The sequence below is a fragment of the Gilliamella sp. wkB308 genome, from assembly GCF_001690185.1.
Classification (GTDB): domain Bacteria; phylum Pseudomonadota; class Gammaproteobacteria; order Enterobacterales; family Orbaceae; genus Gilliamella; species Gilliamella apicola_I.
On the sequence record NZ_LZGN01000045.1, the window covers coordinates 1 to 13224 of the forward strand.

Annotated in this window: 11 protein-coding genes and 1 rRNA gene; 3 read left to right on the plus strand and 9 right to left on the minus strand. The window is 36.3% G+C overall.

The genetic code is table 11. The features are described 5' to 3' along the window. Positions 1-253, minus strand: a 16S ribosomal RNA gene (locus tag A9G10_RS11915); the annotation flags it as partial. A 376-nt stretch (positions 254-629) separates the two neighbouring features. Then, on the minus strand, positions 630-1445 hold the full coding sequence (murI, locus tag A9G10_RS11920) for a glutamate racemase (protein WP_065559728.1): 816 nt from the start codon (positions 1443-1445) through the stop codon (positions 630-632). Between the two features lie 213 nt (positions 1446-1658). Here murI and metK point away from each other — a divergent pair, with 213 nt between their 5' ends. The 3 genes from metK to A9G10_RS11935 all read left to right on the plus strand — a co-directional run bounded on the left by metK (position 1659) and on the right by A9G10_RS11935 (position 4413). Beyond that, entirely contained in the window at positions 1659-2810 is a 1152-nt protein-coding gene (metK, locus tag A9G10_RS11925) for a methionine adenosyltransferase (RefSeq protein WP_065559729.1), read from the plus strand. Continuing rightward, positions 2794-3297, plus strand: coding sequence for a SprT family zinc-dependent metalloprotease (locus tag A9G10_RS11930; RefSeq protein WP_065559730.1), 504 nt, complete (start codon positions 2794-2796; stop codon positions 3295-3297). The genes metK and A9G10_RS11930 overlap by 17 nt, the downstream gene beginning before the upstream one ends. A 273-nt stretch (positions 3298-3570) precedes the next feature. After that, positions 3571-4413, plus strand: a complete 843-nt coding sequence (locus tag A9G10_RS11935; RefSeq protein ID WP_065559731.1) for a 23S rRNA (adenine(2030)-N(6))-methyltransferase RlmJ — start codon at positions 3571-3573, stop codon at positions 4411-4413. A 70-nt stretch (positions 4414-4483) separates the two neighbouring features. Here A9G10_RS11935 and A9G10_RS11940 read toward each other — a convergent pair whose 3' ends face one another. The 7 genes from A9G10_RS11940 to fabD all read right to left on the minus strand — a co-directional run bounded on the left by A9G10_RS11940 (position 4484) and on the right by fabD (position 13199). Further along, positions 4484-4852: a diacylglycerol kinase gene (locus A9G10_RS11940; RefSeq protein WP_065559732.1), complete on the minus strand. Its 369-nt coding sequence runs from the start codon at positions 4850-4852 to the stop codon at positions 4484-4486. Between the two features lie 21 nt (positions 4853-4873). Next, complete coding sequence (gene accA / locus A9G10_RS11945) at positions 4874-5833, minus strand: acetyl-CoA carboxylase carboxyl transferase subunit alpha (protein WP_065559733.1); 960 nt, start codon at positions 5831-5833, stop codon at positions 4874-4876. 241 nt (positions 5834-6074) lie between these two features. Then, positions 6075-9551, minus strand: coding sequence for a DNA polymerase III subunit alpha (gene dnaE, locus A9G10_RS11950; protein ID WP_065559734.1), 3477 nt, complete (start codon positions 9549-9551; stop codon positions 6075-6077). A 169-nt stretch (positions 9552-9720) separates the two neighbouring features. Further along, complete coding sequence (fabF, locus tag A9G10_RS11955; protein ID WP_065559735.1) at positions 9721-10965, minus strand: beta-ketoacyl-ACP synthase II; 1245 nt, start codon at positions 10963-10965, stop codon at positions 9721-9723. A 160-nt stretch (positions 10966-11125) separates the two neighbouring features. After that, positions 11126-11359, minus strand: coding sequence for an acyl carrier protein (gene acpP / locus A9G10_RS11960; RefSeq protein WP_065559736.1), 234 nt, complete (start codon positions 11357-11359; stop codon positions 11126-11128). A 150-nt stretch (positions 11360-11509) separates the two neighbouring features. After that, complete coding sequence (gene fabG / locus A9G10_RS11965) at positions 11510-12244, minus strand: 3-oxoacyl-ACP reductase FabG (RefSeq protein ID WP_065559737.1); 735 nt, start codon at positions 12242-12244, stop codon at positions 11510-11512. A 19-nt stretch (positions 12245-12263) separates the two neighbouring features. Next, positions 12264-13199: an ACP S-malonyltransferase gene (gene fabD, locus A9G10_RS11970; protein ID WP_065559738.1), complete on the minus strand. Its 936-nt coding sequence runs from the start codon at positions 13197-13199 to the stop codon at positions 12264-12266. Between the last annotated feature and the right edge of the window lie 25 nt (positions 13200-13224).

The following is a 13224-nucleotide window of genomic DNA, read 5'->3' on the forward strand; positions in this document are numbered from 1 at the left end:
CACCAACTAGCTAATCCCATATGGGTTCATCAAATGGCGCACGTCCTTGCGGAACCGTACTTTGGTCTCTCAACTTTATGCGGTATTAGCAGTCGTTTCCAACTGTTGTCCCCCTCCATTTGGCAGATCCCCATACCTTACTCACCCGTCCGCCACTCGTCATCAAGTGCAAGCACTCATGTTACCGTTCGACTTGCATGTGTTAAGCCTGCCGCCAGCGTTCAATCTGAGCCATGATCAAACTCTTCAATTTAAAGTTTGATGCTCAATAACTGTCTCTGACATATTCAAATGAATCTTCAGTGTCACTTATCAAGACTTAATTTTTGAGTCCGTAGACTTTATTCTTTCGTCTCGCAAGTGCCCACACAGATTGTCTGTTTCTTCTTTTTAAAGAGCTGACAGTATTTTTTTGCTTTCGCTTTTACTGTCTCAAGGGCTGCGTATACTACGCTACACCTTTTTATTCGTCAAGATCTTTTTTCAAAATTTTTGATCCTGCTCACTAACCTCTTGTACCGCCTGCTTTCGCTGACGCCGTGTCAGTGGATGCGCATTATAGGCACTTCATTTTTTTTTACAAGCAAAAAAAGCAGATCTTCTCTCTGTTCGAGTAAGCTTTAAGCACGCTAAATATTAATGCATTGATATTTATTAAGTTTATATTTAGCTAATTTTTCAGTTAATTTTTCAACATATTGGTTATAGTTGGTACTCATTACAATATTTTCCTTAGCACTCTCGTTTTCTGCATTTAAGTCAAATTGTTCGTTGAGTAAATGATAGACACGAGTGGCGATAGCATTTCCTGAATCAATAAATGTGGCATTAGGAAAAATTACTTGCAACTCCTCTTTGATAAATGGATAGTGAGTACAACCTAATACAATAGTATCTGGTATAACAGGTTCAGAAAGCCACGGCGCAAGTAAAGTTTGTAATTGATTTATATCAACAGTAATACCTTGCAATTTATTTTCTGCAATAAATGCAAGCTCAGATAAGCCAAGTAGTTTAACTGTACAGTCAGTTGCAAATTCTTGAATAAGATTTGTTGTATAAGCGCGTTCAATAGTTGCCTTTGTTGCCAGCAGTCCGATACATTTGTTTTGGGTAATTTGGCAAGCTGGTTTAATCGCAGGAACAACACCTACAATAGGAAAAGAAAATTTAGTTCTTAAACTCGGTAAACAGATAGTACTTGCGGTATTACATGCAATAACAGCTATGTCAATTAAATAACGTTTCGAAATATGTTCAATAATTGACGTGACCCTATCAATAAGAAATTCAGACGACTTATCGCCGTAAGGAAACATTTCATTATCAAATGCGTAAATATAATGTAGATTAGGCATCTTCTTGTAAATGGCGTCATATACCGATAAACCACCAATACCGGAATCAAATACTAGCACTGTAGGAGTTGTATTTTTTATTTTCATATTTGTGTAGATGTTTAGCTAATTGATAGGTAAAAACGCAAACTATCGTAAATTGATTAAAAATTAATGCAAGTTATTTTATTAGTCGTCATTGAAGAAAAGACACTATTAGAAAAATTTTTTTAACTAGACGTCTAGATGGTAAAACTGCTAAAATGAGCACTATTTTGAATTTATAGGTTATTCGTACGAATAAATTTAAGAAGGTATTTAATGTCAGAATTTCTATTCACTTCTGAATCAGTTTCAGAAGGCCATCCAGATAAAATTGCCGATCAAATCTCGGATGCGGTACTTGATGCTATTTTAAAGCAAGATCCTAAAGCTCGTGTTGCATGTGAAACCTATGTAAAAACAGGTATGGCACTTGTTGGTGGCGAAATTACAACCTCAGCATGGGTAGATATAGAAGAGTTAACCCGAAAAACAATTAGTGATATTGGATATACCAGTTCAGAAATGGGATTTGATGCTAATTCTTGTGCTGTTTTAAATGCAATTGGAAAACAATCACCCGATATTAACCAAGGTGTAGATCGTGAAGATCCTTTAGAGCAAGGAGCAGGTGATCAGGGGATAATGTTTGGCTATGCAACCAATGAAATGCCAAACTTTATGCCAGCAGCAATCAGTTATGCTCATGATCTTATGCATCGTCAGGCTGAAGTTAGAAAGAAAGGAATACTTCCATGGTTAAGACCTGATGCCAAAAGCCAAGTAACATTAATTTATGAAAATGGCTTAATTAAAGGTGTCGATACTATTGTTTTATCCACTCAACATGCAGAAGATATTGAACAAAATGCATTACATGAAGCGGTAATGGAAGAGATCATTAAACCAACTTTACCTGCTGAGTGGTTAACTTCCAGAACTAAATATTTCATTAATCCAACTGGGCGCTTTGTGATTGGCGGGCCTATGGGGGATTGTGGGTTAACCGGACGTAAAATAATTGTGGATACTTATGGTGGAGCAGCTCGCCATGGTGGTGGTGCTTTTTCTGGTAAAGACCCATCAAAAGTTGACCGTTCGGCTGCTTATGCTGCTCGTTATGTTGCAAAAAATATTGTTGCAGCTGGATTAGCTGATAGATGTGAATTGCAACTATCTTATGCAATTGGTATTGCTAATCCAACGTCAATTTACGTCAATACATTTGGCACGGAAAAAATTGCGCATGATAAAATTGTTGCATTAATTAAGGAATTTTTTGATTTAAGACCTTATGGACTGATTAAAATGCTGAATTTAATTCAACCAATTTACCAAAAAACAGCAAGTTATGGTCACTTTGGACGAGATATTTTTCCTTGGGAACAAACAGATAAAGCGGCTCAATTACGAGATGCAGCAGGACTTTAAACGTATCCCCATAAATTTGCACAACCAAGTCATAGCTTGCCTAAGAAAACACTTAGCGCAAGCTAATCAATTGCTAAATATGCAATTTACCGAACCTAAAATAATTTATAAACCTAAAGGAAGTGTGGCAGGAAGTGCCTTTCTAATGCGATGGGAAATTCAATTAAATACAATGATGCTTGTTGATAATGGACATATATTTATTGAAGAAGTTGTGCCCCATGAGTTAGCGCATCTAATTGTTTTTAAAAAATTTGGCAACGTAAAGCCCCATGGCAAAGAATGGCAATATGTTATGTCAAATATTCTAGGTAAAATTCCTAAAACAACTCATAATTTCGATGTTAAACGAGACTTTTATTTATACTATTGTGAGTGTCAGGAGCATCAATTAACAAAGATTAGACACAATAAAGTTCAGCACAATAATATCAATTATTTATGTCGCAAATGTGGTACACAACTTAAACAGAAAATGTTGTCCTAAATGTGAGATGACGAGCACACGTTACGTATAATCCTTTGCCATATACACTTTAAGGCTACAAAGTTGAAAAAATCCCTTTCTGACTTATAATACTCATTCTCCTTATATTTAGGTTACACCGATATCGCAAAATATAGTTTATATGGCTATCAATTTCTGATGATAACATCAGTATTCAACTTTAATTGAAAATTAATGAAAATGACTTGCCTACTTTATTAAGCTTTATCTATTTCACACGCAAAATAATAAACAAATGAGGCTAAATTTTTAATGTTAAGTTATCGTCATAGCTACCATGCTGGTAATCATGCAGATGTTTTAAAACATATTGTATTAACACTATGTATTGAATCGTTAAAGGAAAAAGATAAACCTTTTTTATATCTGGATACTCACAGTGGTGCAGGGCGATATTTATTAAAAAGTGAACATGCTGAAAAAACGGGAGAATATTTATCTGGGATTAATTTATTATGGCAACAACCCGATCTTCCAGAACAACTTGATACTTATCTATCAATTCTTAAGCGCTACAATCCGTTTGATACTTTAAAGTATTATCCTGGTTCACCGCTCATTGCTAAACAACTACTTCGGGAACAAGACAAACTTAATCTTACTGAATTACATCCAACCGATTATCCTTTGTTAAGACAAGAATTTAATAAAGATAAACGCGCAAAAGTATTACGTGAAGATGGCTTTGCACAATTAAAATCAAAGTTACCTCCCGAATCACGCCGAGGACTGATATTAATTGATCCTTCATATGAGATCAAAGATGATTATCAAAAAATTCCTACAGCGATAAATGAAGCGTATAAACGTTTTGCTACTGGAGTTTATCTCATCTGGTATCCTGTCGTATCTCGAACACAAACCCAAAGAATGATTGATGGAATTGTAAATTTAGGAATTAAGCGAATTTCACAGTTTGAGCTTGCTCTAAAACCTGACAATAATCAGAAAGGGATGACAGCATCCGGTATGATTGTAATTAATCCACCTTGGAAGCTGCATGAGCAAATGCAATCGATTATGCCATGGTTAAAAGAAACGCTGGATATAGAAAAAACAGGCAACTTCACCATTAAAGAGCTAGTATCTGAATAAAAAACTGAACAAAATGCGAGTATTTCACTCGCATTATTATCATTAAAATTGTCAATGAGTTACAAATAATTTAGGGAAAAAAGTGGCAGGAAAATAAGTAAATCCATAAAATTACCGTTAATAATAACGATAAAAATACGGCTGCAGATCCATAATCCTTAGCACGACCCGATAATTCGTGTCTTTCACTACCGATTCTATCTACTACACATTCAATGGCACTGTTGATAAGCTCAACAATCATCACAACACCAATAGAACCTAATAATAAAATACGTTCATATATCGTGAAATCAATTAACATGACCACAATATAAGCCACAATCAACAACAATAATTCTTGACGAAATGCGGTTTCATATTTGATCGCTGATTTAAACCCTTTAAAAGAGTACTTTGTTGCATTGATTATACGTTTTAAACCCGTCTTTTTTTCCATAATAATAGTATTCCAATAAGGCTATCTTGCATAACCATAGTTCATCAGGCGTTGAAATCTTCTTTCAAGCAATACGGATAAATCCATTTCTTCAAGTTCATTAAGATCATTAATTAACTGGTTTTTCAAAGAATCGGATACCGCAAAATAATCACGATGAGCACCACCTAATGGTTCAGGAATTATTGAATCAATTAGATTCAATTTAAGTAATTTATCAGCTGTCATATTCATTGCTTCAGCAGCAACAGGGGCTTTATCGGCACTTTTCCACAAAATAGATGCACATCCTTCAGGAGAAATAACCGAATAAGTACTATACTGCAACATATTGACTTTATCCGCGACACCAATTGCAAGCGCACCACCTGATCCACCTTCACCAATAACAGTACAGATAGTTGGAACGTTAAGGCGAGACATTTCTCGTAAATTTCTAGCTATCGCTTCAGCTTGTCCTCGCTCTTCAGCACCAATACCAGGATATGCTCCCGGCGTATCAATAAAAGTAATAATGGGTAATTTAAAACGTTCAGCTAATTGCATTAAACGTAATGCTTTTCGATAACCTTCAGGTGCAGGCATACCAAAGTTACGATATATTTTCTGTTTTGTTTCACGACCTTTTTGATGACCAATTACCATAACTGGTCGATCATCAATACGAGCAATACCACCGACGATTGCTTTATCATCAGCATAAGCACGATCACCTGCTAACTCATCAAAATCAGTAAAAATTTCTTTGATATAATCTAATGTATAAGGTCTATTTGGATGTCTGGCTAATTGAGCAATTTCCCATGGAGATAAATTTGCAAATATTTTTTTTGTTAACTCTCGACTTTTTTTATTTAGTTGTTTAATCTCTTTGTCTAAATTGATATCTAATTCAACTTGTTGTGAATCAATATTCTTTAAGGAATTAATTTTTGCTTCTAATTCCGCTATCGGCTTTTCAAATTCCAAAAAATTGTTCATAACGCTTATGATTGCCTCTTAATTTATTTTGTATTTGTAATAAATACATTATTTAATATAGTATAAAGACTAATTCTTAAAATAAAATTAAGTCAATTTTACTATGTAATACTAATTAAAGTCATCTACATTTATCAGTTATCGACTGCGATATAAAAAAGAACAACTTATTTTTATCCATAAATGTAGATTTGCTATATTCTTTTATTTTACTTAATAGGAATAATTTTATACTAATTTACTAAAATTCAAATTCAATACGATCATTACCTAGCAAGGTTTTGAGTTCTACAATTAAAGCATCCTCTGGAATAACTCGCCAAGTCGTACCGAATTGTATTCTAACGATCGAGTCATCCCTATGATAGTAAAGATTTACAGGTACACTACCATGTCGATAGGGTTCAAATAATTGTTGTAACTTCTGTAACATTGCTCTATCTGCTTCACTGTCAGTTAATGTCACCGACAAACCTTTAACATACTTCGCTCGGGCATCCTTTAAGTCGACCATATCACGTACCGTCATTTTGAATCCACCATTAAAATCATCATGGCTGACTTGACCGGTGACGATCAAAATTTTATCTTTAACCAATAAATGCTCAAATTTTTCTAATGCATCAGTAAAAAGCATACCGTCAATACGACCTGAGCGATCATCCAACGTAAATAAACCGATTTTGTTTCCTTTTTTAGTAATGCGCACTCTAGCATCAACAACAATACCCGCAAAAGTGGCCATTTTACCCCAACCAGTTGGAGAAGCTTCACTTATCCGTAAGCCTCCAGCATAACGATTTAACTCCTTCAGGTATTGTGTAACCGGATGCCCAGTTAAATAAAGTCCTAAAGTATCACGTTCACCATCAAGCAAAACTTGTTCTGGCAATTCAGGAACAGCGGCATAAGCATGTTCAACTTGTTCTGGCTCTTCGGCTAAAACTCCAAACATATCCTCTTGACCAATATCTTGTGCTTTAGCATATTGATCCGCCGCTTGCATAGCGTCGTTGATACTATTTAAAATTGCTGCTCGATGTGGCCCTAATTTATCAAAAGCGCCGGCCATGGTGAGTTTTTCTAAAACACGACGGTTAATTTTTTTCATATCTGTTCGCGCACATAATTCAAAAATATTTTTGAAATAACCACCACTATTGCGCGCTTCAACTATCGCCTCAATCGGACCTTCACCCACACCTTTTATTGCACCAATACCGTAAACAATTTCACCTTTTTCATTCACATGAAAATGATACAACCCACTGTTAATATCGGGCGGATTAATTTTGAGTCCCATGCGTAGACATTCATCGACCAGACCAACGATTTTATCTGTATTGTCCATATCAGCCGTCATAACTGCCGCCATAAACTCTGCTGGATAGTGTGTTTTTAGCCAGAGAGTTTGATAAGAAACAAGTGCATATGCAGCCGAATGTGATTTATTAAATCCATAACCTGCGAATTTTTCAACTAAATCAAAAATTCGCATAGCCAGTTCACCATCAACGCCTTGCTTTTCAGCGCCTTCTTTAAATACAGAACGTTGCTTAGCCATTTCTTCTGGCTTTTTCTTACCCATAGCTCGACGTAATAAATCCGCACCACCTAAGGTATAACCAGATAACGTTTGTGCTATTTGCATGACCTGTTCTTGATAGAGAATAATGCCATAGGTTGGTTCTAATATAGGCTTCAAGGATTCGTGCTGATGATTAATATCGGGATAAGACACTTCTTCACGACCATGTTTACGATCGATAAAATTATCCACCATTCCTGATTGTAGAGGTCCTGGTCGAAATAATGCGACTAATGCAATCATATCTTCAAAGCAGTCAGGCTTTAAACGTCTGATGAGATCTTTCATACCACGCGATTCAAGCTGGAAAACAGCAGTCGTTTCTGCATTTAACAGTAAATCAAACGATTTCTGATCATCAAGCGGAATGCGTGTGATATCAACCGCTTCCAGACCTTCTCTTGCCTGACGCTCATTAATCATTTTGATTGCCCAATCAATAATGGTTAACGTACGTAATCCTAAAAAGTCGAATTTGACTAGTCCAGCATATTCGACATCATTTTTATCAAATTGTGTAACAGGATGATGACCTTCAGAATCACAATAGATCGGCGAGAAATCAGTAATTTTAGTTGGTGAAATCACGACCCCACCAGCGTGTTTACCGGCGTTTCGAGTCACCCCTTCTAATTGTCTGGCAATATCAATTAACGATTTGACATCTTCATTATTGTCATAAATTTCTTGCAATTGCGGCTCAAGTTCAAACGCTTTTGCAAGGGTCATTCCGGGGTCAAGAGGTATAAGCTTTGCGATACGATCAACAAAGCCATAAGGGTGTCCCAGCACTCGTCCCACATCGCGTATAACGGCTTTAGCAGCCATTGTACCAAATGTAATAATTTGTGAAACCGCATCTCGACCATACATGTCAGCAACATGATCAATCACTAAGTCACGTTTTTCCATACAGAAATCAACATCAAAATCTGGCATTGATACCCGTTCAGGATTTAAAAAACGTTCAAAAAGTAAATCAAAGGCTAACGGATCTAAATCTGTTATTTTCAGTGCATAAGCAACCAGAGAACCAGCCCCTGAACCACGACCAGGACCGACAGGAATATCATTATCTTTAGACCATTGAATAAATTCCATAACGATGAGGAAATAGCCAGGAAACCCCATTTGGTTGATTACGTTTAATTCGGTTTCTAAACGTTCATCATATTCTGGTCGTTTTTGTTGTCTAACGTTAGGGTCAGGAAATAAAAGTTCTAATCTTTCTTCCAAACCTTCACGTGATTTGTGAACTAAAAAATCTTCAGTAGACATATTCCCAGTTGGGAACTTAGGTAAAAAATACTCCCCTAATCGAATCGACACATTACAACGTTTAGCAATTTCAACACTATTTTCTAATGCTTCTGGAATGTCAGAAAACAGTTCACACATTTCTTGTTCTGAACGTAAATATTGTTCAGCTGAGTAGTGTTTGGGTCTATTAGGATCTTCAAGGGTGTTACCGTCGTGAATGGCAACCCGAATTTCGTGAGCTTCAAAATCAGAAGGAACTAAAAATCTTACATCATTAGTTGCCACAACAGGTAATGCATATTGTTCTGCAAGTTTAACTGCACTATGAATAAAAAGTTCTTCATTAGCACGCTTTGTGCGTACTAATTCAAAATAAAAGTGGTCTTTAAAGTTTTCACAATAAAATTGGATAGCACTGTCAATTATTGCTTGATTATTACGGATAATACCGATACCAACATCACTCTCACGACCAGCTAGAACAATCAATCCTGAGCGGTACTCTGTTAACCATTCTTGATCAACAACCGGAATATCACCGATGTAACCTCTTTCATAAGCTTTGGAAATTAATAAGGTAAGATTTTTATATCCATCATTATTGGCTGCAAGTAAAGTTAAGCGAAAAATATCATCTGGCATTTGTGGATTTTTTATAGCAAGATCAGCGCCAATAATGGGTTTAATACCTTTTGACATGGCTGTACCATAAAATTTTACAAGACCACATAGATTAGTAAAATCAGTAATCGCAAAGGCTGGCATCTGTAACTTGCTCACCTCATTTACTAATGTGCCTACTTTCGCAATTCCGTCAACCATAGAGAAATCGCTATGCAAATGGAGATGAATAAATTGAGGTTCTGCCATAATTTCCAGTAATGATAATGCCTTAAAATTTATATCAGATTATAACACAAGCTATATAAATAAATATTCTTATTCTCTTTGTCGATAAGATTTAACACATCTAAAATAATTTTCAGGAAGGCTTTCGTCGATAATAAAAATTACCGACGAATAATTTCAGAATAAGAAATTAGATTTTTTTGAATAACACTGAACCATTAGTTCCACCGAAACCAAACGAGTTACACAGTGCATACTCTAAGTTCTTAACTTGACGAGCTGTATGAGGTACATAATCGAGATCACATCCTTCATCAGGATTATCTAAATTAATTGTTGGCGGTACAGCTTGATCACGTAATGCAAGTACAGTAAAGATTGATTCAACAGCACCAGCTGCACCCAGTAAATGACCAATCATTGATTTTGTTGAACTGACCATTACTTTGCTTGAATTTTCTTTGAAAATACTTTTTACTGCTTGAGTTTCAGCTTTATCACCGGCAGGAGTCGATGTCCCATGCGCATTGATATAACCAACTTGTTCAGGTGTAATACCTGCATCACGAATTGCACATTTCATCGCTAAAGCTGCACCACTACCATCTTCTGGAGGTGAAGTCATATGATAAGCATCGCCACTCATTCCAAAACCGACGACTTCAGCATAAATTTTAGCGCCACGTTTTTTAGCATGTTCATACTCTTCTAAAAACATGATTCCTGCACCGTCGCCAAGTACAAAACCATCACGGTCTTTATCCCAAGGTCGACTCGCCGCTTTAGGATTGTCATTATTGGTTGATAATGCACGTGCTGCACCAAAACCACCAATACCAAGCGGTGTACTCGCTTTTTCGCCACCACCGGCAAGCATGCCGTCTGCATCACCATAAGCAATCATTCTTGCTGCATGCCCAATATTATGAACGCCAGAGGAACAAGCGGTCGCTATAGTAATACTCGGTCCTTTTAATCCATAAATAATGGATAAATGACCAGCAATCATATTAACAATGGTTGATGGAACAAAAAACGGGCTAATTTTACGTGGTCCGCCATTAATTAGCGCACTGTGATTTTCCTCAATTAATCCAAGTCCACCAATACCTGAACCAATCGCGCAGCCAATACGTTCTGAATTTTCTTCCGTAATTTCGATGCCAGCATCTTGCATTGCTTGAATACCAGCGGCTATGCCATATTGGATAAAATAATCCATTTTACGTGCATCTTTACGTGAAATATTATAATCTTCGCCATTAAAGTTTTTAACCATCGCTGCGAAGCGCGTTGCAAAAGGGGCTGTATCAAAATGTTCGATGAGTTCAACACCACTTTGACCTGCTAATAAAGCTTGCCAAGTGGATTCAACTGTATTACCAACTGGAGATATCATGCCCATTCCAGTAACAACAACTCTGCGTTTAGACACATTGTCCTCCAGAAAAGGATTAAGATGAAATTTGAATCAATGAAATTTTTACTTTGAGTTTTCTAATAATAAATATCAAGTTGATATACTTCAACAAGTTAAAGACATAAATATAAACTAGGCGATCAGTTGACCGCCTATTATGAAAACTCAGCTAAAATTATTGATTTGCAGTAATATAATCAATTGCTGATTGAACAGTTGTGATTTTTTCAGCTTCTTCGTCAGGAATTTCTGTATCGAATTCTTCTTCTAAAGCCATAACTAGTTCAACAGTATCAAGAGAGTCAGCGCCAAGATCTTCTACAAAAGAAGATTCATTTTTCACTTCGTCTTCTTTCACACCAAGTTGCTCAACAATAATACTTTTAACTCGCTCTTCAATAGTGCTCATACTCTTTTTTTTCCTATAAAAATCGCCGAAAGTGGCGGTGAATGTAAGTTTATAAAATGTTGAAAAAGATGCAAATCATTTTTCAACCCAATTGCTTAATTTTTGTTCGAATCGTCAAAATATTAACTTATTTTACACTATTCCAATCAATTACACCATATACATGCCACCATTGACATGCAAAGTTTCACCTGTGATGTAAGAAGCTTCATCAGATGCCAAAAATGCCACAGCACTTGCAATTTCAGCGGGTTCACCTAAACGTCCTGTAGGGACTTGTGCTAATGTTAACGCTTTCTGTTCATCAGTAAGTGCTTCTGTCATATTTGTTGCGATAAAGCCTGGCGCAACAACATTGACTGTAATTCCTCGTGATGCGACTTCACGAGCTAATGATTTACTAAAACCAATTAAACCTGCTTTTGCTGCCGCATAATTTGCTTGACCGGCGTTACCCATCGTTCCCACAACTGAACCGATAGTAATAATTCTGCCATAACGTTTTTTCATCATAGTTCGCATTAAGGCTTTTGAGAGACGAAACACAGAAGTTAAATTGGTATTCAAAATATCTTGCCATTCATCTTCTTTCATTCTCATTAATAAATTATCACGGGTAATACCTGCATTATTAACCAAAATATCGATATCACCAAATTCCGTTTTAATTGCACCAATAACCGATTCAATTGATGCTTCATCTGTCACATTCAAAGCATAACCTTTACCGTGTGAGCCTAAATATTGGCTTATTGCTTCAGCACCTTTTTCTGTTGTTGCTGTACCAATAACTGTTGCACCACATGCAACTAATTTTTCTGCAATTGCTTTACCTATTCCGCGGCTGGCACCTGTAACTAAAGCAATTTTTCCTGATAGGTTCATAACTACCTCTTTTAAATTTTTATTTAGTATTTTCTAACGCAACATCTAATGAAGCTTTATCATTAACTGCACAAGCAGACAATGAATCAACAATACGTTTAGTCAATCCCGTTAATACTTTACCTGGTCCCATTTCAACTAAAAGTGTTATACCTTGTTTTGCCATTTCTTCAACTGTTTCAGTCCATCGAACAGGACTATAAAGCTGAGTAATAAGTGCTGCTTTAATTTGATCTGCAGATGATTCAACTTTAACATCAACATTATTAATTACCGCGAATTTTGGCGTATTAAAAGTAATGTTTTCTAACGCTATTGCTAATTTATCTGCTGCCGGTTTCATTAATGCACAATGCGAGGGAACACTGACAGCAAGAGGTAATGCGCGTTTCGCACCCGCTTCTTTACATAAAGCACCAGCACGTTCAACCGCTTCTTTATTACCAGCAATAACAACTTGACCCGGAGAATTGAAATTAACTGGTGCAACAACTTGACCTTGAGCGGCTTGTTCACATGCTTCACGAATTGACTCATTATCGAGCCCGATGATTGCATACATGGCTCCTGTACCTGTTGGTACGGCTTCTTGCATAAGTTGTCCACGTAATTCAACTAATTTGATAGCATCTTTAAAATCAATAACACCTGCACAAACTAATGCCGAATATTCACCTAAACTATGACCTGCCATAAATTCTGGTTGTGCACCATTTACACTCTGCCATACCCGATAAATTGCTACAGATGCAGCAAGTAACGCTGGTTGTGTTTGCCAAGTTTTATTTAATTCTTCTACTGGACCGTCTTGTACTAGTGTCCATAAGTCATAACCTAATACCTGTGAAGCTTCATCAAAAGTTGATTTCACAATTGGATAATTATCAGCAAGATCTTTTAGCATACCTACTGCTTGTGAACCTTGTCCTGGAAATACCATTGCAAATTTGGTCATTTTAAAATCCTTGATTACTTAAAAT